Raw genomic sequence first — 23480 nt, forward strand, 5'->3', positions numbered from 1 at the left:
CTCCTCGTTGAGTGTTTTGCTGTGCCTTGTTTGGTTGACTGCTGGGGTGCCCGGACTCGCCCGGACTGGTGGCTGGTTCGCCGGGGTGGAATCTCCTTATGCGTTGGCCCGCTGGGCAGAGACGACGTCATCGACTACCGCACAGAGGCGCTGGAGCCGTCGGACGGCGTCAGTTGACAGGGATTCGACGACGTCGGGCGCGCCAATGCAGGAGGCCCAGACGGCGCGTCCGGAAAGGAAGCCGCTGGCGCCTTCCAGGCAGGCCCACCGGACGGCGTCGGGGAAGACGTCCTCGGGGACGCCGGAGGAAAGAACCACCCAGGGACCGTCGATGGCTTTGGTCAGTTCGGCGCAGGCGGCACGGACCTCGGCTTCGGAGGCCTGGCCCTTGAAGGGGACCTCGGCCTTGTACAGGTCCGCGCCCAGGCTGCCAAGTTCCTTTGCGGCGGCCAGGATCCCGGCGTTCCAGTCGAAGTCGCCGCCGGCCAGCGGCTTGCGGGAGACCGGCTCGATGATGCTGATCAGGCCGGCGGACCGGCAGCTTTGAACGAATTCGCGAACCATGGCCACACGGCCTTCGGCAGGTTCATCCGGGCGGTAGAGGACCAGCAGCTTGAGCGCTTTCGCGCCCAGCGCCTTGTACTTGTGCGGATCTACGAGGCGGTCGATGGTCACTTCGCCTACCAGTTCACCATGTGCCGGCTCGAAGTGGTCGGCTGAGGCGATCAGTCCGCAGCCAGGGTCGACCACACCGGCCTCGATGGCCTGGTCGAGTGCGAACTGACGGTCAATCAGGATTCCGGAGGCGTAGGGGCTGAGGATCCGTGCCGCTTCGAGTTTGAAGGTGCGGAGGTCCTCGTCGGTGACGGGCTGGTCCGTGTGCTCGGCGAACATGTTGCGCATGGCTTCGCGCTGGTCTACGGCGAGCATCGCGAACGCACCGGACGGACGCTGGAGCGGGGAGAGGTCTGTAGGGCTCATGGGCTGCTTCTTTCAGCTGGACGGTTTGAATGAACGGGTTTGTTAGGCAAGGGCAGGCGTGATGGCCTGGCGGGGGATCGCGGAGCGTCCGTCCAGTCCTGCGCACGAGGCGGAGGCGGTACGGCCGGCGAACGCGGCGGCTTCCACGAGTGGGAGGCCGGCTGCGACCGCGGCCAGGATGGCACCGTGATAGACATCGCCGGCGCCGAGGGTCGAGACAATGGCTGCCGGCGTGGCCGGAACATGGGCAGCCATGCCGCCGCGTTCCAGGACCCAGGCGCCCTCGGAGCCGGCGGTGGCGACGACGGCGGAGGCGCCGTCGTCGAGCGCTTTCTGCAGGAGGGCTTCGGGGGCGAGTCCGTCACCGTACTCGGCGCGGAGCCTTTCGATGGTGGGCACGTACAGGGCGACCCCCCGTGGGCTGAAGGAAGGGATGGGGTTGCCTGCGTCTACGCTGATGCTCCGTCCGGCAGGACCCCCGGGGAGGGACGCGACGGCGTTCCAGCCAAGGTGGTCGACGTGGATCCAGGATGCCGCTTCCGCCAGCTCGTGGAAGCGGCTGTTGGCCGGAAAGCTGACCGGAGGTACGGGTCGGGTGACGATGGCCCGGCTTTCGGCTGCCCTGCTGACCACGATGACGCTGGCACCGGTCCTGACATCCGGGTCGCGGATGACGGCGGAGGTGTCCACTCCTTCTGCCTGGAGGCCGGTGATAATGCGGTCGCCTTCCTCGTCGGTACCCAGGACGCCCGCGAAGGCTGTGCGGGCTCCGGCTCGCGCCGCAGCAACGGCGGCAGTCGCCGCCGGGCCGCCGCCCGCCGTCGCGAAGTCTGAGGCGACGGTGCGGCTGTCCGCGGCGGGGTAGTCCTCGACCAGGGCAATTGCGTCAAGGGTGGCGCAGCCTACGAAGAGCAGGGTTCCTGTTGACGGTTGGGGCACGTTCCACCTCGTTGTAGTTCCGGCTGGTACTGAAAAAATATACACACGCCATGTTGGAAAAACAACACTTTCTGTATAGTTATGTTTGGGATGCAACGCCGCGGTCCCAAACACTCAACGTAGAGAAACGGAGCAGCTCATGTCATTGCCAACTGCGGAATCGGTCCGGACTATCCGGTACGGTCTCATCGGCGCCGGCCACATGGCCCGCGAACACGTCCGGAACCTCGCCCTGATCCCCGGAAGCCGGATCACCGCAGTGTCCGATCCCCAGCAGTCCTCCCTGGAAGAGACCGCGAAGGAGATCGGATATGAGGTGCAGAGCTTCGCCTCGCACCAGGAACTCCTGGCCTCCGGCCTGGTGGACGCGCTGGTCATTGCCAGCCCGAATGACACCCACCTGGGGATCCTGAAGGACATCTTTGCCAGCGGCACCAACCTGCCGGTCCTGGTGGAGAAGCCGGTATGCGTCAGCGCGGACCAGGCGGACGAACTCGAGCGGCTGGCGGCTGACTACCCGGCGCCGGTGTGGGTGGCCATGGAATACCGTTACATGCCCCCGGTACAGGAGGTCATCCAGGCAGCCCACAACGGCAGGCTCGGCAATATCTACATGCTCTCCATCGTGGAACACCGCTTCCCGTTCCTGCACAAGGTGGATGCCTGGAACCGCTTCGCCGAGCGGACCGGCGGCACCCTGGTGGAAAAGTGCTGCCACTTCTTCGACCTGATGCGCCTCATCCTGCAGGACGAGCCCACCCGGGTCTACGCCAGCGGCGGGCACGATGTAAACCACATGGATGAGGTGTACGGGGGCAGGATTTCGGACATGGTGGACAACGCCTACGTGATTGTCGACTTCAAGGGCGGGAAGCGTGCCATGCTGGAGCTGTCCATGTTCGCAGAAGGGTCCAAGTTCCAGGAACGAATTTCCATCGTGGGTGACGCGGCCAAGATCGAAACCCTGATCCCCGTAGCGGCCAACCACTGGATCCCGGGGGACGAGGCCGAGGCAACCGTGGAGTTCAGCCCGCGGTCGCCGCTGGGTCCGGAAAAGCATGAGGTTCCCGTCGACGAGGCAGTCCTTGCTGCCGGCGCCCACCACGGCTCCACGTACTACGAGCACCTCGGCTACCGCAAAGCCATCCTGGGTGAGGGGCCGGTGGAAGTGACCGTCGCCGACGGCCTGCAGTCGGTCCGGATGGGGCTCGCCGCCGAACGCTCGATCGTAGAAGGACGTCCCATTGAGCTTACGGGCGCCACTGCCGGGGTACGTGATTAACTAAATTCGTGTTGGAATTGCAACACCCAAGCAGGCGGGGTGTCCGGCAAACAGGCAAGAGAGAGAGCCCATGAGCATCGCACGGGAAGAAGCAACGCTGACACCCCGCCAGCGCACCATCGTGGAGGAGCTTGGTCGGCGTGGATTCATGTCCACGGCCGACCTCGCCGAGTCCTTCGAGGTATCGGACATGACGGTGCGGCGGGATACGCGCGTGCTGGCCAAACTGGGGCTGGTCAGGGTGGTCCACGGCGGCGTCAGCGCCATTCACGGGCAGGGCCAGAACGCGGATTTTGCAGCACGGGTGCGGGAGGACGCCGCAGCGAAACTTCGGGTGGCCCGCGCCTGCGTATCGATGATCGGGGAACGGGATGCCATCATCCTGGACGCCGGTACCACCGCCTACCAGATCGCCCAGGAGCTGCCCACCTCCTTCACCGGGACCGTCATTACCCACTCGGCACCGGCTATCCAGCGCTGCCTTCAGTTGACGGCGGCGCGGACCATCTGCCTGGGCGGCGAACTCCTGCTGGACAGCCAGGCGTTTAACGGGCCGATGACCGTCAGTGCTGTGGCGGGCCTGCGGGCCCGGACCGCTTTCATTGGGGTCAGTGGCATCCATGACGAGGCGTTTTATATTGAGCGTGACGTTGAGCGCGCCACTAAGATCGCCCTTATGAACTCGGCTGAACAGGTAGTGGTGGTGGCAACCCACCAGAAGATGCTGCGGTATGCCCTTGCCAGGCTCGCAGCGTTCGACGCAGTTGATGTGCTGGTGACGGACGCGCCGCCACCCCGGGATATTGCCACAGCGTTGCGGGCAGCCGAGGTGAAGCTGGTGGTGGCAGCGTGAGCGCCCCGCTGCGGGTCAGCCTGCCCGAACAAAACCTGCTGGACGCGCTGGAGCCGGTCTCCGGCGTCGAACTTCTCCTCTGGGACCTGTCCGGACCCGCGCCCGAAGGCCGGCTGGACCTGGTGGTGCCCCCCTACATGGGCAAGCCGTCTGTGCTTGCCGCGCTGGAGGGCGTGGACGTTGGGCTGGTGCAGAGCCAGTCGATCGGGTACGACGGCGTGGCGGACGTCCTGCCCGACGGATGCGTATTCGCCAACGCGGCGGGCGTCCATGAGACGTCGACGGCGGAGCTTGCCGTGGGCATGATGATCGCCGCCCAGCGGGGACTTCCGGATTTTGCCCGGAACCAGGCGGACGGGGTGTGGGACAACGCGCAGCGTCCCAGCCTGGCGGACCGGCGCGTGCTGCTGGTGGGCTACGGGGGAGTGGGCAAGGCGATCGAGGCGCGGCTGCTGCCGTTCGAAACGGAGATCACGCGGATGGCCAGCCGGGCGCGCGAGGACGCTGCCGGGACCATTTACGGCATTGATTCGCTGTACGAGCAGCTGCCCCTGCACGACATCGTGGTGGTCAGCGTGCCGCTCAGTGACCAGACCAAGCAGCTGGTGGATGGGAAGTTCCTTGCCGCGATGCCGGACGGAGCACTGTTGGTGAACGTGGCCCGCGGCCCCGTGGCGGACACTGATGCGCTGCTGGCCGAGACCTCGTCGGGCAGGCTCCGCGCGGCCCTGGACGTCACGGACCCGGAGCCGCTGCCGGCGGACCACCCGCTCTGGACCGTGCCCGGCGTGCTGATTACCCCGCACGTCGGCGGCGCCAGTTCGGCGATGTTCCCGCGGATGGTCAAGCTCATCCGGACGCAGATCGGGCTCCTCCAGGACGGCAAGGATCCGGTCAACGTGGTCCTTCTCTGACCCGCATTCCAGCGCCTATTCCGCCGGGGCAGGTTCCAGTTCCATAATGGCCTCGTAAGTAAGTGGCCGCCCCGGCAAACGGCGCGACGGGTGGCCTCGCGGCCCGGGCCGCTGCGACGGCGGGACCGAACCGGGGGAGAGCATCGCCATTACATGCGGCAAGGAGAATCGTCATGCTCAAAGATTTGGATGTCATGCCCGTGTTGCCCGCCAAGGACATCAACCGGGCCAGGGATTTCTACCGGGACAAGCTGGGCCTGGAGCCCGCCACCACCATTGACGAGGACAACCTGGTGTACCGCTGCGGCAACGGCTCCGGCTTCCTCCTCTACCGGACGGATAACGCGGGCACCGCGAAAAACACGCAGATGGGCTGGGCCACCAGCGACGTTGAGCGCGAGGTGGAGGAGCTGCGCGGCCGCGGCGTCGTTTTTGAGGAATACGACTTCCCGGGCCTGAAGACCGAGAACGGCATCGCCACGCTCCCGGACCTCGGGAAGGCGGCTTGGTTCCTGGACAGCGAGGGCAACATCCTTAATATCTCGTCGATGCCGTAAGTCCGGCATGAACGGCCCTGCCCCGCACGAACGGTGCTGCCGAGCACCGCCTGTGCGGGGCGGGACCGTTTTCGGCGGCCTGGGGAAGCCCCCTACGCGAGCGCGACCGGGACCGCCGGATTCACGCCGAGGCCCTCCGCCGCGAGATACCCGAACAGCGAACGGATGCCGAAGTCCCACGGCGGCAGCTCCTCGGCAACGCCTGTGGTGTTCACCAGCGCACCCAGATGCGGACTGCTGATCGTCACGATGTCGCCCGGCCTATGCGTAAACCCCAGTCCCGGAGCATCCCGGTCCTGGGTAGGGGCAAACAGGGTCCCGGTGAACAGTGCGAATCCGTCGGGGTACTGGTGGTGCGGACCGCAGGTGGCCGCGGCCAGTTCTTCGAACGAACGGCTGATCCGGGAGACGCTGTTACACCCTTCCAGGGTGTAACCGTCGGCCCCGGCGACCCGAAGCGTGATCTCCTCGGAGCGCAGCGTGTCCAGCGTGAAGCCGGCGTCGAACAGGCGGACGAACGGACCCAGCGCGCTTGAAGCGTTGTTGTCCTTCGCCTTCCCCAGCAGCAGTGCGCTCCGGCCTTCCACATCCCGCAGGTTCACATCGTTGCCCAGCGTCGCCCCGCGGAGCCGCCCCCGTGAATCGGCCAGCAGGACCAGTTCGGGTTCGGGATTGTTCCACGCGGAAAAGGATGGAATGCCGATCCGCGAACCGTATCCCACCGAGGACAGCACCGGCGCCTTGGTGAAGACCTCCGGATCCGGCCCGATCCCCACCTCCAGGTACTGCGACCACATGCCCTGCCGCAACAGCACGTCCTTGGCGTGCGCGGCCTGGGGGGACCCCGGCCGCAGGTCGCCGATGCTTCCTCCCAACGCTTCCGCCACCTGGGCACGGACCTCCGCCGCCCGCGACGCATCCCCGGCACAGCGTTCTTCGATCACCCGCTCCACCATGCTGTCCACGAACGTGACGCCGCACGCCTTGACCACCTGCAGGTCCACGGGCGCCAGCAGGTGCGGCCGCGCCGGGTCATGCTCGCGGGATGCCGCCACCAGGTCCGCCAGCCGCCAGCGCTGGGTTTCTTCCGCCTGGTCCAGGACCGCCACGGGATCGGGATGGTCCAGCAGCCCCGCCACGGTGGGTGCGGCACGGGTGATGTCGACGACGGCGGCGTCACCGTCCGCCCCGGGCGTCGCCATCACCACGCGCGGCCCTGCCGTGGCAGGGTCCCAGACCCGGCCCACCCAGTGGCCGGCAGCGAATCCGGCGGGCAGGATGTCCGTTATGCGCGTCATCACTTACCGACCTTCGCGGCCGGCTCCCACACGCCGTCCACCCGGCGGGTGATCCCCCACGGGTTGGCGTCGCGCAGGGGCGGCGGCAGCTGCGGTTCAGGGAAGGAGTCGTAGGCCACCGGCCGCAGAAAGCGTCCGACGGCGGCGGTCCCCACCGAGGTGGTGCCCGGCGCCGTTGTGGCCGGGTAGGGACCACCGTGCTGCTGGGCATAGCTGACGGTCACCCCGGTAGGCCAGGCGTTCCACAGGAGCCGGCCTGCCCGCTCGCGGAGCACGGTAGTGAGGGCAGCGAGTTCCTCGTCCGGTTCCGCCTGGACCGTGGCGGTCAGCTGGCCTTCCAGCAGCTCCGCGAGGGAGGCAAGGTCCGTGCCGGGCCGGTAGCGGATAACAACCGTGGCAGGGCCGAACATCTCTTGGGCCAGCAGTTCCGGATTGGCCCTGACGGCCTCTGCAGTGGTTGCGAGGACCGTGGGAGCGGGCGCCTCGGACCGGTCACCGGGCACCAGGACTTTCACGCCGTCGCTGCCCGCGACTTCGGCAAGGGCCTCGTCGTAGCCTTCCCGGAGCTTGGGGCTGAGGAGCGGGAACCGCGGCTTATCCGCGAGGTAGCCGCCCAAGGCGGTGCCGACGTCGTCCGTGTCCGTTTCCGGCACAAAGATCAGCCCTGGCTTGGTGCAGAACTGGCCCATGCCCAGCGTGAAGGAAGCTGCATAGCCGGCCAGGATCTCATCCCGCCGGGCGGCCCAGGCCTTCTCGGTGACGAACACAGGATTGATGCTGCCCAGTTCGCCGTAGAAGGGAATCGGTTCCGGCCGGCGGTTGGCGCGGTCGAACAGTGCCCGGCCGCCGGCGGTGGAGCCGGTGAAGCCGATGGCCTTGACCAGGGGATGATCCACCAGCAGTTCGGCGGCGGCGCGGCCGGTGATGGTGGAGAAGAGGCCCGCGGGGGCGCCGGCGCCGGCCAGCGCGTCGGCCACCACCTCGCCGGTCCGCAGCGCCAGCCGGAGATGGCCTTCATGAATCTTGTGCACCACCGCACAGCCAGCCGCCAGTGCCGAAGCGGAGTCGCCGCCCATCACACTGAACGCGAACGGGAAGTTAGACGCGCCAAACACGCCCACCACGCCCAGAGGCACGTTGACCCGGCGGATGTCCGGCCGCGGGCCCATGCCCCAGTCCGGATCGGCATTGTCGATGGTGGCACCCAGCGGTTCGCCGAGGAGCACTTCGGCGGCCATGAGCCGAAGCTGGAACACCGTGCGGCGCAGCTCGAACCGGAGCCTGCCTTCATCGAGGTGGGTGTCCGCCATGCCTAGGACCACCAGTTCGTCCGCGTTGGCTTCAAGACCCGCGGCGATAGCCTCAAGCCACGCCCCCCGGACCGCCGGCTCGGTATCACGGGACTTTTCATAGGCTCGGTGGGCGGCGATGATCTGCTGCTCCGCCTGGGCGGCCGTGCTGGGCGAATGGGCGAGGGTCCCCGCCGTGCCGGTCATTTGCCGGCCCCCGCGGTGACGGCGGCACGGTCGCCGATCTCCAGCCAGCCCTGTCCCGTGGGAAATGTCCAGCGTTCGCGGGATTCCGGCAGCATTTCAGCCCCGGAACCGGGCAGCCGCGGCGCAAGGTAGCGACCGCCGTCGATCCTTACCGGGTCCATGAAGTGCTCGTGGAGGTGGTCTACGTATTCGATCATGCGGTTGTCCGTGGTGCCTGAGACGGCAGCGTAGTCGAAGAAGGAGAAGTGCTGGACCAGTTCGCACAGGCCCACGCCGCCTGCATGCGGACACACGGGGGTGTCGAAGCGGGCGGCCAAGAGGAGGGTAGCGAGATTTTCGTTGACGCCGGCCACACGGGTGGAGTCAATCTGCACCACATCGATGGCACCGGCCTGCAGGAGCTGCTTGAAGACGATCCGGTTGGCCACGGCCTCGCCGGTGGCCACCTTGACGGGGAAGACACCCTTGCGGATGTCCGCATGGCCCAGAATGTCATCGGTGCTGGTGGGTTCTTCGATCCACCACGGGTTGAATTCGGCCAGGCCGTTGACCCAGTCGATGGCTTCCCCCACCTCCCAGCGCTGGTTCGCGTCGATGGCGATCCGGACGTCGGGGCCCACCGCTTCGCGGGCAAGGCGCATCCGGCGCCGGTCCTCCTCGAGGCTGCCGCCCACCTTGAGTTTGATCAGGCCGAAACCGTCGGCCACTGCCTCCTTGCTGAGCCGGACCAGCTTCTCGTCGCTGTAGCCCAGCCATCCGGGGGAGGTGGTGTACGCGGGGTAGCCATGCTGCAGCAGTTCCGCGATGCGGGCCTCCTTGCCGGCCGAGCCGCGGCGGAGGATTTCCAGTGCTTCAGTGGGCGTGAGGGCGTTCTGGATGTGGGTGAAGTCGATGGCGTTGACGATCTCCTCGGCCGGCATTTCGGCCAGGAGCAGCCACAGGGGTTTGCCTTCGCGCTTGGCCCGCATGTCCCAGAGGGCGTTGACCAGCGCTCCGCAGGCCATGTGGGAGACGCCTTTTTCGGGTCCGAGCCAGCGCAGCTGGGAATCGTGGACCAGGCGGCGGGAGGCGGCGCCCAGGTCGTTGACCAGGTCGTCGGTGTCCCGGCCCACCAGGAGCCGCCCGTAGGATTCGATGGCCGCGGTGATGATTTCGTTGCCCCGGCCGCAGGTGAACACGAAGCCGTGGCCAGTTTCGCCGTCGTCCGCGGTGATCGTGACGTAGGCGGCGGAGTAGTCGGGGTCCACGTTGACGGCATCTGAACCGTCGAGTTCCAGGGATGTGGGGAACCGGAGGTCCTGGGTGGTGATGGAGCTGATTCTGGACATGGTGTCCGCCTTTCGGGAGGTTAGTGGAAGCCGAGCAGCGTGGGCAGCCAAAGGCTGAGCGCCGGGACGAAAGTGATGATCACCAGGGTGGCGAGCATGGGGATGAAGAAGGGCATGACGCCCTTGATGACCCGGGGGACGGGTACCTTGGTCACGCTGGAGAGGACGAACAGCACCAGGCCCACGGGAGGTGTCAGCAGTCCGATCAACAGGTTGAAGATAACCACCACGCCGAAGTGGATGGGGCTGAGGCCGAACGTTTCAGCGACGGGACCCAGCACGGGGACAAGGATGAGGATGGCTGCCGTGGGTTCCAGGACGCAGCCGATCACCAGCAATAGGAGATTGACCAGGATCAGGAACACTATGGGATGGTCCGTGAAGCCCAGGATGAAGTTGGCGGCCAGCTGCGGGGCCTGTTCGCGGGCCAGGACCCAGCCGAACAGCGAGGCCGCGGCCACGATCAGCAGTACGGATCCTGCGGTCTCCACTGATCCGAGCAGGATGCGGTAGGTCTTGCGCCACGTCAGGGACTTGTAGAGCAGTGCCAGGACGAAGATGTACAGGACGCCAATGCCGGAGGCTTCGGTGGGAGTGAAGATGCCGCTGAGGATCCCGCCGAGGATCACCACGCCGGCACCGAAGGCGGGGAGGGCGCCTAGGAGCGACTTGCCCCGTTCGGCCCAGCTGGAGCGCGGCATCACCAGATGGTGCTCCTTGCGGGTGACCCACCAGACCATGACGCACAGGCAGCCGATCAGGATCATCGCCGGCACGATGCCCGCCATGAAAAGGGCTCCCACCGACACTCCGGCAGTGACGGCGTAGATGATGGCGGGGATGCTCGGCGGAATCATCGGTGCAATCAGGGAGGAAGCTCCCGTGATGCCCACGCCGAACTCCTCGGTGTAGCCGCGTTTCTTCATGGCCGGCACCTGGATTTTGCCCATGGCGGCCGCGTCAGCGATGGCCGCCCCGCTCATCCAGGAAAAGCCGAAGCTGGTGGCGATGTTGACGTAGCCCAGGCTGCCGCGGATGTGGCCAAGGTAGGCTACGGCAGCGGTATAGAGGCGGTCCGAGACGCCGGAGACGTTGGCCACGTTGCCCAGCAGGATGAACAGCGGAACGGCAAGGATGGCGAAGTTGTTGACCCCGGAGGTGGTCTGCTGGACGGCGATGCCCAGGGTCGCGGATGGATCCAGGAGGACATAGGCCAGGGCGGGCACCAAGAGGGCGACGGCCACCGGCACGCGGAGGGCAAGCAGCCCCAGCAGGGCGGCGAGCATGAGGGGAAGTGTCATGGCGGGTCCTCAGAAGGCTTCTTTTTCAAGGTTGTCCATGGCGCCGGGCACCTGCGCTGGATGCTTGAGGTTGACGTAGGTATTAAGCAGGCCGTGGATGAAGATCAGTCCGAACCCGACTGCCGCAGCCGTGTACACCCAGGACATGGGCAACTGGGTGGCTGGTGCCTTCAGCCGGGCGGCGGCGAGGGCGAACTCCATGCCTGCATAGGCCATGGCGCCCGAAACGGCCAGCACCACCAGCATGGCGAAGGAATCCATCACCAGTGCTGCACGCTTGCCCAGCTTCGCGGCCAGCAGGTCCACGGTGACGTGAAGCCTGCGGGCCATCACGAAGCCGGCGCTGATGAAAGTCAGCCAGACCAGGGCGAAGCGGGCCAGCTCTTCGGTCCACGTGAGCGGACTGGCGAAGATGTAGCGGCTGGCCACCTGGCTCAGGACAAGGAAGAAGACCAGGGCCAGGAAGCCTGCCGCCAGGACGCGTTCGGCATTGACCAGGGCCCGGATGGCCCGGTTACGGGATTCCAGGAAGTCAGGCTGGTCGGGATGCTCCGGGATCACGGCGGGGGCCTGGGGCGCAGGATTGGTGAGCTGGGCGGTCACTTGCTGGCCTGGATTTCCTTGTAGAGCTCGCCCCAGGACACCTGTCCGGGAAGGGCTTCGCGGGCCTGCTCCATGAAGGCGGCGCGGTCCACGTCTTCATTGACCGTGATGCTGCCATCCTTCTTCCACTTGTCCAGAGTTTCCTGCTCAGCCGTTTCGACGCACTTGCGCACGCTCGCGGAGGCAGCATCCATGGCGCCGTCGAGGGCGGTCTTCTGTGCTTCGTCCAGGGAGTCATAGATGGACGCGCTGGTGACCACGTTGACTGCCTGCACCAGGTGGCCGGTGAGGTTGATGTACTTCTGGACCTCGTTGAACTTGGACGTGGCGATGGTGGGGACCGGATTTTCCTGGGCATCGATAACGCCCTGCTGCAGGCCCAGGTAGACCTCTCCGAGCGCCATCGGGGTTGCGGTGCCGCCCATGATCTTGGTGTTGAGCATGTACTGCGGCGCGTCCGGGGTCCGGATCTTGAGGCCCTTCATGTCCTCCGGGGTCGTGATGGGCTTGTTAGAGGTGACGTGGCGGGTGCCGTAGTACCAGCCGGAAAGGACCTGCAGCCCCGACTTTTCCTTGAGTTCGCTGTAGATCCGCTTCAAGGTGTCGCCTTCGAGGGTCTTCGCAAAGTGGTCCACGCCGTCGAAGAGGTAGGCGCCGTCGAGCACCGCAGCCGGTTCGTGCCATACGCCAAGGAAGGAGGGGCCGGCGATCGACATGTCCAGCGCGCCGCCGGCCACCTGTTCGAGCGCCTGGGCTTCGCTGCCCAGCTGGCCGCTCGGATAGCTCTGGATGTTGATGCCGCTTCCGGCCAGCTCTTCCTTGAGGGTGGCCACGCCGCACTTTTCGACGGGATGGGCAGCGTCATAGACGTGGGCGAGCTTGAGGGTGCGCCCCTCACTGGCGGCTGCCGCAACTTCCTGCTTCTTGCCGGCGTCAACCGGCCCGCCCACGCCGCAGCCGGCGAGGGCTAGGGCCGCCGCGGCAGCGACGGACAGGTGGGCTCCGCGCAGGATCTTGCGTGCGGTGCTGGTCATGGGGTTCTCCTTTGAACGGGATATGGATGCGGTGGCAGACGGGTCTGCCGCGGAAAAACCAGGTGAAAGTGAAAGAGTGGGGGTGGAGGCCGTGACAGCCGCCTTCGAATCAAAATATAGGATTCGTGAAAAAACTATATATGATGGGTGTCACATTGCAAGAGCGGTGTGGAACTTCTTGAGAAAGGTTGCAGCGTGGCAATCTCAGACGCGGTGCGGAGGCAGCGTCCGGCGCAGGGTGTGTATGAGGCGCTTAAGGACCGGATCCTGGACAACCGGATTCCGCCCGGCACGAAGGTGAGCATCGACGCCGTCGCACGCGAACTGGGTGTCTCGCCCACCCCGGTGCGCGAGGCGCTGCAGCGGCTGCAGGGGGACAACCTGGTGGTCGCGACTTCGGGACGTGGCTACAGCACCACGGCCCTGCTCGACGCCGGCGGACTGCGGGATCTGTTTGAATTCAGGCTCCTGGTGGAGCCCTGGGCAGCCCGGGCCGCGGCCGTGGACCGGCTCGATAATCCTGCCCGGCGGCTGGACGGTGAACTGGACGACTTCCGCGCCCGCAGCGGTTCGGGCGGTGACATCCGGCGGGACCTGGTGGCGCACGATACGCACTTCCACGAACTCATTCTTGGCGCGTCCGGCAACGGCATCATCAACAACGCCTTCGGCCAGACTCACTGCCACCTGCACCTGTTCCGGCTCTACCCGGCCGACGTTGACGGCACCATCACCATCGAGGAGCACCGCCAGGTCTCCGAAGCCATCCGTGCCTGCGACCCAGCACGGGCGGAGGAGGCGATGTACCGGCACCTGGTCATGTCCTACCGGAGGTTCGCGGAAGCGTTCGACGGCGGTACCGCAGTTGCGCTGGACGCCCGCCGCGCGGCCTTCGTCGCAGACGTGGGCTAACCGCCAAGAACGGTCCTGCCCCGCATGAACGGCGCCGCCCCGCACCGCTTATGCGGGGCAGGGCCGTTTTCGGCGGCCGGCGGATACCGCACAGCGCAGGATCCGCGCAGGAGTCGGGAAGGATTCGTCAAGGGCGGCCAAAACGGCCCGTTTCGCAGGAAAACCCCCAGTAGGATCGTCGCTGGCGCAGGACGGATACGTCCGCGCCGGACACCACTTTCCGGCACCTACCTGGGGGAACCTGCCATGCCCAACCACCGCTCCCTGCCCGGCACCCGCGCGCTGCTGACCGCGAAAAGGGGCGCCGCCGCCGTCGTACTTTCCCTGTTCGTGGGGTTCTTCAGTGCGGGTGCGCCGGCGCTTGCGGAAAGCACGACGCCGGACGCCGGACAGGCGGTCGAGGCCGCCGACCTTCTGGCCACCCTCCCCGTCAAGGGCCGCGCGCCGAAGACCGGCTACGAGCGCTCGCTGTTCGGGCCCACCTGGGCGGACGTGGACCAGAACGGCTGCGACACACGCAATGACATCCTCAACCGCGACCTGACGGACATCACGTACGTCAACAGCGTCCCGTGCAAGGTCCAGTCCGGCACCCTCGCCGACCCGTACACCGGCACCCTGATCAGCTTTGTCCGCGGCACCACCACCAGCAGCGCTGTCCAGATCGACCACGTGGTGGCTCTCAGCGACGCCTGGCAGAAGGGCGCGCAGCAGCGGAGCACGGAGGTGCGGACTGCGTTCGCCAATGATCCGCTGAACCTCCAGGCCACGGACGGACCCACCAATCAGCAAAAGGGCGACGGTGACGCGGCCACCTGGCTACCGTCGAACAAGGACTTCCGCTGTGAGTACGTCGCCCGGCAGGTCTCAGTCAAGGCGCGCTACGGCCTGTGGGTCACGCAGGCCGAACACGATGCGGTTGCGGGCATCCTGGCCGGTTGCCCGGGCCAGCTGGCGCCGACGTCGGTGGCAGCCGCAGGGACCGCAACGGTGTACTACGCCAACTGCGCGGCAGTGTACGACGCCGGTGCGGCGCCACTTATTGCCGGATCGCCCGGCTACCGATCGGGCCTGGACGGCGACGGCGACGGGGTGGCCTGCGAGGGCTGACCCGCACGCAGGTGCCTACTCGGTGACGGCCACCGGGGCCGGCTCGCCGGTGCGCTCAGCCTGGGCGCCTCGGCGGCGCCAGTAGGCTGCCAGCACCGCGCCGGAGATGTTGTGCCACACGGAGAATATGGCGCCGGGCAGGGCGGCCTCCGGGGTGAGGTACTGACTTGCCAGTCCGGCGGCGAGTCCGGAGTTCTGCATGCCCACCTCGATGGCGGTGGTGCGGCGTGACGGGACCGGCAGCCTGAACAGCCGGGCGGCGCCGTAGCCCAGCGCGTAACCCAGGCCGTTGTGCAGGACCACCGCGGCGAGCACCAGCAGGCCTGCGGCGAAGATCGCCTTCGCGCTGCCGGCCACGACGGCGGTGACCACCAGGGTGATCGCGAGCACCGAAATCCAGGGCAGGGCCGGCAGGGCCTTGGTCACCAGGCCGGGGGCGAAGCGCCGGATCACCAGGCCGAACAGCACCGGGAAGAGCACGATCTGGGCAATGGACCACGCCATCGCGCCGGCGTCCACGGGCATGTACTGCCCGGCCAGCCACAGCGCCAGGACCGGCGTCAGCAGCGGGGCGATCAGGGTGGACACAGTGGTCATCGCCACGGACAGTGCTACGTCGCCCTTGGCCAGGTAGGACACCACGTTGGACGCCGTGCCGCCGGGGCAGCAGCCCACCAGGATGACGCCGGCGGCCAGTGCGGGCGGCAGTCCCAGCGCCGCCGCGATCAGCCAGCCGAGGAACGGCATGACCGCGTACTGCGCCACCACGCCGATGACCACCGGCACGGGCCGCTTGGCAATAATGGCGAAGTCCGGCGGCGTCAGCGTCAGGCCCATGCCGAACATGATCACTCCCAGCAGGGGGCTGATCCAGGGCGCCAGCCCGGTGAAGGACGACGGCGACGCAAGGGCTATCGCTCCTCCGGCGAGAATCAGGAGGGGAAACAGGGTGACGGCGATGCGGGCGTTGCGTTCTTCGGCGCCGGATGCCGGCAGGGAAGGCTTGGATTCAGGAAGCATACCTACCGACTATCACACTGCGGGTCCGGTTCCCGGAACTGTGTCGGCCCAGCTCAGGCGCCGTCGGGCATGAACGGCCGTGGACTGCTTGGGCGGTGTTCGCGACCGCCGCTCATGGGCCTCGGGGCCGCTTGTGCGCAGGGACTGCCGGGCGTACGTGTTCCCGCTCCGAGAGCCCGCGAGGGGTTGGGGGCCGTCACCGTTGAGGTCGCTGGCAAGTGTTTCCGTAGGGCAAGCTGGTGGGCCTAAATAAGAGTGTGCGATGACTTTAGTAAATCGATGGAAAAACTGTTGACGGGACCTCCGGCCGCGAGGAAGATTTCAACCGGGGCGGTAGCCGGAGGGCAAAAAACCACCCCGCATGGTGTCCGTAAGGATGGGCAATGGTCCAGCAAAACTTCCGCGAGTGGCCCGCGAGATCACGCCATTGGCAGGACCGGCGCATAACCCTGTTTCGGATTACCGGTGGCGAGACCATCGGACTGGGCGATGCGGTCAAAGACATGACACAGTTGGCCGGCATTCCGCCGTGCACGGGCTGCGAACAGCGTGCAGCCTTCCTGAACAGGCATTTTCGCCTGCCGCGGTTCCGTCGCAGGAACCGGCTGTAATCCAACACGCGCGCGATCCGCCGTCCCCCTGGCGGCAGGCCCGGCGCCGGAGGCGCGCATATTTGTCTCAGGAGGCGGCAATGCCGCAGCAAGTTGTTGTTACCGAGCGATATTGGTGCCCCGGCGGTTGGCCGTGGGAGTGGTTCGATACCTGTACCCGCCAGGTGACCAAGTGGTGTTATGACTTCAGTTGGGTCGAGGAGACCGGGTACGGCCTGGCCAGCCATTTGAAAGGCTGTGAGAACGGCACCCTCTATACGTGGTGGGCTTTCTCTTTCGGCATCTTCGGCAGCACCCACTACGGGGCCGGGCGGATGTGCTTCACCAGCCAGCTGAGGTCCTCCGGACGGTGTGAGGGATCAGCCGTTTCGGGACTCACCGTCACTGCAGACCTGCCCCATGTCCAGTCGACCGCCCGCCGGCAGATCCGCCGGCCCGTGCACCGGCCGCTCGTGGACGGCAAGGACCAGCAGGCGCTCGGCGACGGAACGGGGGAGTAGTCCGGTGCGCTCCACACTGAACCTCGAAACAGTCCTGCAGGAGCTGCACTGCCACGATGAAGGCGACGGCTGGGGAAACGCCGAGCCGTACATCTGGACCGTGTTCTTCAAGGTCGACGGCGACAATTTCGCCGTCGAGGCCGGCTCCGGCCTCATCGGGTCACCCACGATCGTGTCCAGTAACGGCAGCCACGGGAACCTCGGCGATACAGACGTGGACGCCGGCGATGACGTGCCCATTCCGGAAGCCGTAGGCCGCTGGTCCACCAAGCTCAAACCCATCCCCATTAACGACGCAGGCCTGCGCTCGTTGCTCGGCGCCGACGACGTTCCCGCTATTGCCGGTGTGGTGGTTTCGGTGATGGAGGAGGACGGCTGGCCGGACAGCCTCGCCGATACCGGATATTCGGCGTTCGTGGACGCGGTCCATCTCGCGGTGGTGAAGGTGGCGGCCAGCTTCCAGCACGCCCTGGCCGCACCGACGCCGCAGCAGATCAAGGACGCGGTGGACGTGGTGAAGGAATCGGCAGCGTCCTCGGTGCGTGCCGCGGTAAAAAATGCCATGTCCGGCTGGCAGCTCATCTGGTACGGCAGCTTTGGGAACAATGACGACAGCATAGGCACGGAGGCGTTCACCACCACCACTGATGAGCTGGTGGACACGCCGGCCATCACCATCAACCGGCGGTGGTCCGGCGACGAGTCCGGGGACGGTGACTGGGAACTGCACGGGGTGTTCCGGGGTTTCCCGCAGCTGGACTGCAGCCTGGAAAGGCTGTTCATGGGCAGCGCCGCCGGCGGGCCGGAGAAGGCGGCACAGGCGGACAGCTTCGAAGCGATGCGCGCTTTCCGGGAAGGAAGGTTCCGCGAGCTCCCCGGACTGGGAGCCTGGTGGGCGGAGTTTACGGCGGCCAGCCCCGCGCTGGCGCTGCTCGCATCGAAGAGGCCGGAGGTCCAGGACGCGCTGAACGGTTTACTGCAGGACGCCGGCACCTGGCTTGGCAACGAGTCGGCGCCGATCGACGCGGCGGCCCAGGAACGCTTGAACACCGTCCTGGATGCGGTGGCGGAGGATGCGCCGTCGCGTACGCGGAGAGTGGTCCGCCAGGCCAAGGGGTTGGTGGAGCGCCTGGACGGAGTCTCCTTCAATGACGCACTGCGCATGGCCGAGGAACTGAAACCCGTGGGCCGGACGCCACGTGCTGTACCGGACAACAACCGTTCGTCGTAAAATCGCTACCGCTCGGCGCGGCAATGGTACGTTTGCTGATGATCTGTCGGATGATGGCCGGTAGGCCCGGCCCGAGAGGGGTCTTAAGCCTCTGGATCCATCTGACAGTGACGTCATCAAGCAACGGGAGCATCTATGGGATTACTGGACCGTGACCACTCTATTGCCCCGCCGGGCTTTAACCGCTGGCTGGTCCCGCCGGCGGCGCTCGCGGTCCATCTGTGCATTGGCCAGGCCTACGCCACCAGCGTGTACAAGACGGCGCTGGTGAAGCACTTCGAGGCCAGCCTGACCGAAATCGGTGTCATCTTCTCCATCGCGATCGTGATGCTGGGGCTTTCCGCCGCGATCATGGGCACATGGGTGGACACGCAGGGCCCGCGCAAGGCCATGTTCACGTCCGCTGTGTTCTGGGCCAGTGGCTTCCTCATCGGCTCGCTGGGCATCTTCACCCATCAGCTGTGGCTGGTCTACCTGGGTTACGGCGTCGTGGGCGGCATTGGCCTGGGCATCGGCTACATCTCGCCGGTGTCCACCCTGATCAAGTGGTTCCCGGACCGGCCGGGCCTGGCCACCGGCATGGCGATCATGGGCTTCGGCGGCGGCGCGCTGATCGCCAGCCCGGTCTCCACGGCGCTGCTGAAGATGTACGATCCCAACTCGGGCGCCCAAGGCTGGGTGGCGAGCGGGGACGCAGTCGGCAAGCTCTTCCTCACCCTCGGGGTTATCTACCTCGCGTACATGCTGTTTGGCGCCTTCACCATCAAAGTCCCGGCGCCGGGCTGGGCGCCGGCAGGCTTCGACCCCGCCAAGGTCAAGAAGGCCGCGCTGGTCACCACGGAGAATGTCTCGGCCAAGAATGCCATCAAGACCAAGCAGTTCTGGCTGGTCTGGATCGTCCTGTTCTGCAACGTCACCGCCGGCATCGGCATCCTGGAGCAGGCAGCGCCGATGATCCAGGACTTCTTCCGCCAGTCCGACGGCGTCTCCGGAGTCAGCGCCGCCGTCGCCGCAGGCTTTGTGGGGCTGCTTTCCATCGGCAACATGGCTGGACGGTTTGTATGGTCCTCCACGTCCGACATCACCGGCCGCAAGCGGATCTACATGGTCTACCTGGGCGTGGGCGCCCTGCTGTACACGGTGCTGGCGCTGGCCGGCTCCAGCACCACTGTTCTCTACGTGGCGCTGGCCTTCGTGATCATCTCCTTCTACGGCGGCGGTTTCGCCACCGTTCCGGCGTACCTGCGGGACCTGTTTGGGACCTTCCAGGTGGGCGCCATCCATGGCCGGCTGCTGACCGCCTGGTCCGCCGCCGGCGTGGCCGGTCCGCTGATCGTCAACGCGTTCCTGGATGCGCAGGGCAAGCCGGGCGAGCTGGATGCCGCGTCTTACCAGCCGGCGCTGCTGACCATGGTGGCCCTGCTGGTTATCGGCTTCCTGGCGAACCTGATGGTGAAGCCCGTTGACCACCGGTTCCACGAACCCCGCCCGGACCGCCGGGAATCCGAAGCTGCAATGGAGGCCTGAATATGAGCACCGAATACACGTCAGGGGCGCAGGCGCCCGTCAAGGTTTCCGCCGGGAAGCTCGCCATCGCGTGGATCCTCGTGGGGATCCCGCTCGCCTACGGCATTTTCCAGACACTGACCCGGGTGGCCGCGCTCTTCGGGTAAGCGGCCGGCAAAAAGGCGGGTGCCGCCGTCGTACTTCAAACGTACGACGGCGGCACCCGCCTTTTTCTGTCTCCGGCCACCCTGCTTGCAGTCGCCTCAAGTCCCCGGCGCGCTGCCATCTTGACAGTGGTGTGATCTAGGCCTCATCATCAGATGCATAGTAATTGAGCTACTGAATAAAAATTTCAGCGACAGGATGTCGCTCGGCATGAGGAGACAAAGATGACTTCCAGCAAGACGCTCCGTTGGGGCGGCGCAGCCCTCACGGCAGCCCTCACCGCGTTTTCCCTCGCCGCGTGCGGCACGGGCGGCGGGAGCCCCGCAGCCGGTGGCGAGAAGAAGGTGATCGGCGTATCCGTCGCGGACCAGAAGTCCCTCTTCTACGTGGCAGAGGTGGCCGGCATCAAGGATGAAGCCAAGAAGCTCGGCTACGAGGTCAACATCACTTCCGCCAACAACGACTCCTCCGCCCAGGTCAAGCAGGTCAACGACCTCCTGACCAAGGAGATCGGCGCCCTGATCTTCACCTCCCAGGACTCGACGGCAGCAGCCGCGGGCGTCCGTGCCGCCAACAAGGCCGATGTGCCCGTCGTTGCGGTGGACCAGCGGCCCGAATCCGGCCAGGGCGACCTCGCCACCTACATCGCCACGGACAGCGTCAAGGCCGCGTACGAGCTCTGCACGTGGATGTTTGAGCAGATCGGCGGCTCAGGGGAGATCGCTATCCTTCACGGCGTGCTCGGTTCCACCGCGGAAATCCAGCGCACGGAAGGGTGCCAGAAGGCCCTCAAGGAGACGCCGGAGATCAAGGTCGTCGCCGAGGAAACCGCCAACTGGGACGAAACGGAAGCGTACAAGGCCACCCAGAACATCCTCACGGCGCACCCCAATCTCAAGGCCGTGTTCGGCGAGAGCGACGCGATGTCCCTCGGTGCGTCCAAGGCAGCCAAGGCCTCGGGCAAGAAGATCTTCTCCGTGGGCATCGACGGCTTCCCCACCATGTTCGATGCGGTGGCCAGCGGACTGACCCAGGCCACCATGGCGCAGCAGCCCTACATGATGGGCCAGCTCGCCGTGCAGAACGCCGTCGCGCTCATCGAAGGCAAAGGCCAGGACATCCCGAAGGAGCAGTATCAGGACACGGTGCTGATCAACAAGGAAACGGTCACCAAACACAAGGTCGAGGACTTCTACGGCCCGGACGCCCAGTCCTTCAAGTGATCCTGCCATGACCACTCAACCAGTTTCTGCCGGCCTCGAGGGCACGGGCCTGATGAAGGCCTACTCCGGGGTGACCGTCCTGAAATCAGTCGATTTCCGGGTCGCACCGGGCACGGTCGTCGGACTCGTGGGCGAGAACGGCGCAGGCAAGTCCACGCTCAGCTCGATCATCACCGGCGTGGTGAAGCCCGACGGCGGCACCATGCGGCTGGACGGGGCGGAGTACGCCCCGTCCAGCCCCGCCGAGGCCCTCCGGCAGGGTGTGGCGCTGATCCACCAGGAGACGCGCCTCATCCAGGACCTCTCCGTTGCCGAGAACATTTTCCTTGGACGCCTCCCGCGCCGCTTCGGCCGGGTGGACTGGGACCTTGTCCGCCGCGAGTCCCGGAAGGTCCTGGATTCACTCGGCGTGGCTCTCGACGTCCGCCGCCCCGTCCGCGGCCTCTCGATGGCCATGCAGCAGGAAATCGAGATCGCGAAGGCCCTCAGCCGCCGCCCGCGGTATGTCGTCTTCGACGAGCCGTCGGCTTCCCTGGGCGAGTCAGAGACCGAGCACGTCCTCGACCGGATCCGCGCCCTGCGGGCCGCGGGCGCCGGCGTCGTCTACATCTCCCACCGCCTCGACGAGGTCCGGGAGGTGGCCGACGAAATCGTGTGCCTGCGCGACGGTTCACGGGTGCAGTCCTGGAGCTCGGGCGACGTGGACAAGGGAAAGATCATCAACGCGATGGTGGGACGCGAGTTCACCTACGAGCACGTTCCGCCGCAGCCCAGCCGCGAAACCACCGTGCTGGAGGTCAGGGATCTCGGGCGGCGCGGCGTGTTCGCGGACATCAACTTCGAACTGGCGGCCGGAGAAGTCCTCGGGATTGCGGGCCTCGTCGGTGCAGGACGGACCGAGGTGGTCCGGGCCATCGCAGGTGTGGACCGGCCGGATTCGGGCGAAGTCCTCCTGGAGGGCCGCAAGCTTCCCTGCAGCAGCCCCCAGTCGGCAATCCGCGCCGGAGTGGTGATGGTTCCTGAGGACCGCAAGGGCCAAGGCCTCAACCTGGACCGCACGGCAGAGGAAAACGTAACCCTTCCCTGGGAGCGCGACCTCGCCCGGAAGGGCCTCATCACCCGCAAGCTGGTGCGTGACGTCGCCGGGGCGCAGGCGCGGCGCCTCGATGTCCGCGGCAACATGGCCCTCCCGGTGAAGTCGATGTCCGGCGGCAACCAGCAGAAGGTCCTGATCGGCAAATGGCTGGTCAAGGATCCGAAGGTCCTCATCATCGACGAGCCCACCCGCGGCGTCGACGTCGGCGCCAAGATGGCCATCTACGAAATCATCCGCTCCCTCGCGGCTGAAGGGATGTCCGTCATTGTCGTCTCCTCCGAGCTTGACGAGGTCCTGGGGCTCTCGCACCGGGTCCTGGTGATGTCGCAGGGCCGGCAAAAAGGAATCCTCCGCCGGGGCGAAGCGACCCCGGAGTCCGTCATGTCACTCGCCGTGCACTCTTCGGAATCAACGGCCTCCCCCCTTAGTTCCCAGCAGTAGAAAGAGCAGCAGCCATGCGAACCACAACGGATCACTCCATCCAAAAGAGGTCCTCAGGACGCGGAGGCCCGGCCCCGGAAGGCTCGGGAACGGACAGCAGGCGGGACGGGGCAGCCGGCCGCGGCCCGGGCGGGGTTGCCGCCAGTGTGCTCCGCCGCGTGCCGGGGCCGCTCATCGGCCTCGTCGCCGTGATGGTCGCGCTGTCCATCATGTCGCCGTACTTCCTCACGTGGCGCAACCTCTCCAACGTGATCACGCAAAACGCGGACATCGGCATCATGGCCGTTGGTGCAGCCCTGGTCATCCTCATCGGCGGCATCGACCTGTCCGTGGGGTCCACGCTGGCCCTGTCGCTCATGACCAGCGCCTGGCTGTACCGTTCCGCCGGCCTGCCGTTCGAGCTGTGCGTCATCCTCGGTCTTGCCGTCGGCGCCGCGGTGGGCTTCATCAACGGCGTGCTCTCGACCTACGGCCGCATCCAGCCCTTCGTGGCCACCCTGGCCACGATGTCCGCAGCTGCCGGCCTGGCGCTCTACCTCACCAACGGCAACCCGATCAACGGCTTCCCGGAGTGGTACCTGGCCATCACCAGCAACGACATCCTGGGTCTCCCGCTTGAGGGCCTCCTCATGGTGGCCACGTTCCTCATCGCGGCGTACTGGCTCCGCTTCCGTCCTTCCGGCCGCGCCCTCTATGCCATCGGCGGGAACGCCGAAGTGGCGCGCCTCTCCGGGCTCAACGTCACACGCATTAAGATCGGCGTGTACGTGGTGGCAGGCTTCCTCGCAGCCCTCGCCGGGGTCATTGTCGGCTCCCGGCTCGACTCTGCCCAGCCCACGGCCGGTACAGCCGACCTCCTGAACGTCATTGCCGTCGTCGTGATCGGCGGCGCAAGCCTCTCCGGCGGCTCCGGCGGCATGCTGAACACCTTCATCGGACTCCTCATTATCGGCGTCCTGAACAACGGCATGTCATTGCTGAACGTTTCCCCGAACCTGCAGCCGGTGGTCATCGGCGTCGCGATCATCATCGCCGTCCTGACCGACCGGGCCAGCCGCTCCCGACACGGCGCCTGACGG

General features: G+C 66.5%; 23 protein-coding genes. 14 read left to right on the plus strand and 9 right to left on the minus strand.

Annotation, left to right across the window (positions count from 1 at the left end; all coding sequences use genetic code 11):
- Positions 1 to 96: 96 nt before the first annotated feature.
- Together ACFWIX_RS05370 and ACFWIX_RS05375 are read right to left on the minus strand one after the other, a co-directional pair.
- Positions 97 to 981: an aldolase gene (locus ACFWIX_RS05370; RefSeq protein WP_377215081.1), complete on the minus strand. Its 885-nt coding sequence runs from the start codon at positions 979 to 981 to the stop codon at positions 97 to 99.
- A gap of 42 nt (positions 982 to 1023) precedes the next feature.
- Positions 1024 to 1920 (minus strand): carbohydrate kinase family protein, encoded by an 897-nt coding sequence (locus ACFWIX_RS05375; protein ID WP_377215082.1) that lies wholly within the window; start codon positions 1918 to 1920, stop codon positions 1024 to 1026.
- 139 nt (positions 1921 to 2059) lie between these two features.
- On the opposite strand from ACFWIX_RS05375, the gene ACFWIX_RS05380 reads away from it, so the two are divergent.
- From ACFWIX_RS05380 to ACFWIX_RS05395, 4 genes are all read left to right on the plus strand, one after another.
- Positions 2060 to 3202 (plus strand): Gfo/Idh/MocA family protein, encoded by a 1143-nt coding sequence (locus tag ACFWIX_RS05380; protein ID WP_377215083.1) that lies wholly within the window; start codon positions 2060 to 2062, stop codon positions 3200 to 3202.
- 70 nt (positions 3203 to 3272) lie between these two features.
- A complete protein-coding gene (locus ACFWIX_RS05385) occupies positions 3273 to 4055 on the plus strand; it encodes a DeoR/GlpR family DNA-binding transcription regulator (protein WP_377215084.1) in 783 nt (260 codons plus the stop codon).
- Entirely contained in the window at positions 4052 to 4969 is a 918-nt protein-coding gene (locus tag ACFWIX_RS05390) for a 2-hydroxyacid dehydrogenase (RefSeq protein WP_377215085.1), read from the plus strand. Before ACFWIX_RS05385 ends, ACFWIX_RS05390 begins: the two co-directional genes overlap by 4 nt.
- Before the next feature lie 173 nt (positions 4970 to 5142).
- Positions 5143 to 5526: a VOC family protein gene (locus tag ACFWIX_RS05395; protein ID WP_377215086.1), complete on the plus strand. Its 384-nt coding sequence runs from the start codon at positions 5143 to 5145 to the stop codon at positions 5524 to 5526.
- Between the two features lie 92 nt (positions 5527 to 5618).
- On the opposite strand, the gene ACFWIX_RS05400 is transcribed toward ACFWIX_RS05395, so the two are convergent.
- From ACFWIX_RS05400 to ACFWIX_RS05425, 6 genes are read right to left on the minus strand one after another with little or no spacing between them, the layout of a single operon-like run.
- Positions 5619 to 6824: a fumarylacetoacetate hydrolase family protein gene (locus tag ACFWIX_RS05400; protein WP_377215087.1), complete on the minus strand. Its 1206-nt coding sequence runs from the start codon at positions 6822 to 6824 to the stop codon at positions 5619 to 5621.
- Positions 6824 to 8320: an aldehyde dehydrogenase (NADP(+)) gene (locus ACFWIX_RS05405; protein WP_377215088.1), complete on the minus strand. Its 1497-nt coding sequence runs from the start codon at positions 8318 to 8320 to the stop codon at positions 6824 to 6826. The genes ACFWIX_RS05400 and ACFWIX_RS05405 overlap by 1 nt, the downstream gene beginning before the upstream one ends.
- A complete protein-coding gene (locus tag ACFWIX_RS05410) occupies positions 8317 to 9648 on the minus strand; it encodes an enolase C-terminal domain-like protein (RefSeq protein WP_377215089.1) in 1332 nt (443 codons plus the stop codon). Before ACFWIX_RS05410 ends, ACFWIX_RS05405 begins: the two co-directional genes overlap by 4 nt.
- Positions 9649 to 9668: 20 nt before the next feature.
- The gene (locus ACFWIX_RS05415) at positions 9669 to 10949 is read right to left on the minus strand and encodes a TRAP transporter large permease (RefSeq protein WP_377215090.1); all 1281 of its coding nucleotides are present in this window, start codon (positions 10947 to 10949) and stop codon (positions 9669 to 9671) included.
- Positions 10950 to 10958: 9 nt separating this feature from the next.
- Complete coding sequence (locus ACFWIX_RS05420; RefSeq protein WP_377215091.1) at positions 10959 to 11552, minus strand: TRAP transporter small permease; 594 nt, start codon at positions 11550 to 11552, stop codon at positions 10959 to 10961.
- Positions 11549 to 12586: a sialic acid TRAP transporter substrate-binding protein SiaP gene (locus tag ACFWIX_RS05425; protein ID WP_377215092.1), complete on the minus strand. Its 1038-nt coding sequence runs from the start codon at positions 12584 to 12586 to the stop codon at positions 11549 to 11551. The genes ACFWIX_RS05420 and ACFWIX_RS05425 overlap by 4 nt, the downstream gene beginning before the upstream one ends.
- A 195-nt stretch (positions 12587 to 12781) precedes the next feature.
- Between ACFWIX_RS05425 and ACFWIX_RS05430 the strand changes: the two genes are divergently transcribed.
- On the plus strand, positions 12782 to 13498 hold the full coding sequence (locus ACFWIX_RS05430) for a GntR family transcriptional regulator (protein ID WP_377215093.1): 717 nt from the start codon (positions 12782 to 12784) through the stop codon (positions 13496 to 13498).
- 246 nt (positions 13499 to 13744) lie between these two features.
- A complete protein-coding gene (locus tag ACFWIX_RS05435; RefSeq protein WP_377215094.1) occupies positions 13745 to 14608 on the plus strand; it encodes a DUF1524 domain-containing protein in 864 nt (287 codons plus the stop codon).
- A 15-nt stretch (positions 14609 to 14623) separates the two neighbouring features.
- On the opposite strand, the gene ACFWIX_RS05440 is transcribed toward ACFWIX_RS05435, so the two are convergent.
- Positions 14624 to 15628, minus strand: a complete 1005-nt coding sequence (locus ACFWIX_RS05440) for a bile acid:sodium symporter family protein (protein ID WP_377215095.1) — start codon at positions 15626 to 15628, stop codon at positions 14624 to 14626.
- Positions 15629 to 16011: 383 nt separating this feature from the next.
- Here ACFWIX_RS05440 and ACFWIX_RS05445 point away from each other — a divergent pair, with 383 nt between their 5' ends.
- The 8 genes from ACFWIX_RS05445 (at position 16012) to ACFWIX_RS05480 (ending at position 23477) form a co-directional block, all read left to right on the plus strand.
- Positions 16012 to 16239 (plus strand): hypothetical protein, encoded by a 228-nt coding sequence (locus ACFWIX_RS05445; protein ID WP_377215096.1) that lies wholly within the window; start codon positions 16012 to 16014, stop codon positions 16237 to 16239.
- Between the two features lie 80 nt (positions 16240 to 16319).
- The gene (locus tag ACFWIX_RS05450) at positions 16320 to 16739 is read left to right on the plus strand and encodes a hypothetical protein (RefSeq protein WP_377215097.1); all 420 of its coding nucleotides are present in this window, start codon (positions 16320 to 16322) and stop codon (positions 16737 to 16739) included.
- Between the two features lie 4 nt (positions 16740 to 16743).
- Positions 16744 to 17970: a hypothetical protein gene (locus ACFWIX_RS05455; RefSeq protein WP_377215098.1), complete on the plus strand. Its 1227-nt coding sequence runs from the start codon at positions 16744 to 16746 to the stop codon at positions 17968 to 17970.
- Between the two features lie 135 nt (positions 17971 to 18105).
- Positions 18106 to 19497, plus strand: coding sequence for an OFA family MFS transporter (locus ACFWIX_RS05460; RefSeq protein ID WP_377215099.1), 1392 nt, complete (start codon positions 18106 to 18108; stop codon positions 19495 to 19497).
- A 2-nt stretch (positions 19498 to 19499) separates the two neighbouring features.
- Positions 19500 to 19643, plus strand: a complete 144-nt coding sequence (locus tag ACFWIX_RS05465) for a hypothetical protein (protein WP_377215100.1) — start codon at positions 19500 to 19502, stop codon at positions 19641 to 19643.
- Positions 19644 to 19865: 222 nt separating this feature from the next.
- A complete protein-coding gene (locus ACFWIX_RS05470) occupies positions 19866 to 20864 on the plus strand; it encodes a sugar ABC transporter substrate-binding protein (protein WP_377215101.1) in 999 nt (332 codons plus the stop codon).
- Between the two features lie 7 nt (positions 20865 to 20871).
- Positions 20872 to 22401 carry a sugar ABC transporter ATP-binding protein gene (locus ACFWIX_RS05475; protein WP_377215102.1) on the plus strand — a complete coding sequence of 510 codons (1530 nt, stop codon included), beginning with the start codon at positions 20872 to 20874 and terminating at the stop codon, positions 22399 to 22401.
- Positions 22402 to 22415: 14 nt separating this feature from the next.
- Positions 22416 to 23477 (plus strand): ABC transporter permease, encoded by a 1062-nt coding sequence (locus ACFWIX_RS05480; protein ID WP_377215103.1) that lies wholly within the window; start codon positions 22416 to 22418, stop codon positions 23475 to 23477.
- Positions 23478 to 23480 lie beyond the last annotated feature (3 nt).

Origin of the sequence: Pseudarthrobacter sp. NPDC058362 (genome assembly GCF_042723515.1) — a bacterium.
Lineage (GTDB): Bacteria > Actinomycetota > Actinomycetes > Actinomycetales > Micrococcaceae > Arthrobacter.

What these genes read in the sequence shown, in the direction of transcription:
- ACFWIX_RS05415 (WP_377215090.1), bottom strand. Translation starts at nt 10,949, where the DNA reads ATGACACTTCCCCTCATGCTCGCCGCCCTGCTGGGGCTGCTTGCCCTC.
- ACFWIX_RS05400 (WP_377215087.1), bottom strand. Translation starts at nt 6,824, where the DNA reads ATGACGCGCATAACGGACATCCTGCCCGCCGGATTCGCTGCCGGCCAC.
- ACFWIX_RS05460 (WP_377215099.1), top strand. Translation starts at nt 18,106, where the DNA reads ATGGGATTACTGGACCGTGACCACTCTATTGCCCCGCCGGGCTTTAAC.
- ACFWIX_RS05395 (WP_377215086.1), top strand. Translation starts at nt 5,143, where the DNA reads ATGCTCAAAGATTTGGATGTCATGCCCGTGTTGCCCGCCAAGGACATC.
- ACFWIX_RS05385 (WP_377215084.1), top strand. Translation starts at nt 3,273, where the DNA reads ATGAGCATCGCACGGGAAGAAGCAACGCTGACACCCCGCCAGCGCACC.
- ACFWIX_RS05370 (WP_377215081.1), bottom strand. Translation starts at nt 981, where the DNA reads ATGAGCCCTACAGACCTCTCCCCGCTCCAGCGTCCGTCCGGTGCGTTC.
- ACFWIX_RS05435 (WP_377215094.1), top strand. Translation starts at nt 13,745, where the DNA reads ATGCCCAACCACCGCTCCCTGCCCGGCACCCGCGCGCTGCTGACCGCG.
- ACFWIX_RS05445 (WP_377215096.1), top strand. Translation starts at nt 16,012, where the DNA reads ATGGTCCAGCAAAACTTCCGCGAGTGGCCCGCGAGATCACGCCATTGG.
- ACFWIX_RS05440 (WP_377215095.1), bottom strand. Translation starts at nt 15,628, where the DNA reads ATGCTTCCTGAATCCAAGCCTTCCCTGCCGGCATCCGGCGCCGAAGAA.
- ACFWIX_RS05380 (WP_377215083.1), top strand. Translation starts at nt 2,060, where the DNA reads ATGTCATTGCCAACTGCGGAATCGGTCCGGACTATCCGGTACGGTCTC.
- ACFWIX_RS05470 (WP_377215101.1), top strand. Translation starts at nt 19,866, where the DNA reads ATGACTTCCAGCAAGACGCTCCGTTGGGGCGGCGCAGCCCTCACGGCA.
- ACFWIX_RS05425 (WP_377215092.1), bottom strand. Translation starts at nt 12,586, where the DNA reads ATGACCAGCACCGCACGCAAGATCCTGCGCGGAGCCCACCTGTCCGTC.
- ACFWIX_RS05465 (WP_377215100.1), top strand. Translation starts at nt 19,500, where the DNA reads ATGAGCACCGAATACACGTCAGGGGCGCAGGCGCCCGTCAAGGTTTCC.
- ACFWIX_RS05405 (WP_377215088.1), bottom strand. Translation starts at nt 8,320, where the DNA reads ATGACCGGCACGGCGGGGACCCTCGCCCATTCGCCCAGCACGGCCGCC.
- ACFWIX_RS05475 (WP_377215102.1), top strand. Translation starts at nt 20,872, where the DNA reads ATGACCACTCAACCAGTTTCTGCCGGCCTCGAGGGCACGGGCCTGATG.
- ACFWIX_RS05480 (WP_377215103.1), top strand. Translation starts at nt 22,416, where the DNA reads ATGCGAACCACAACGGATCACTCCATCCAAAAGAGGTCCTCAGGACGC.
- ACFWIX_RS05450 (WP_377215097.1), top strand. Translation starts at nt 16,320, where the DNA reads ATGCCGCAGCAAGTTGTTGTTACCGAGCGATATTGGTGCCCCGGCGGT.
- ACFWIX_RS05410 (WP_377215089.1), bottom strand. Translation starts at nt 9,648, where the DNA reads ATGTCCAGAATCAGCTCCATCACCACCCAGGACCTCCGGTTCCCCACA.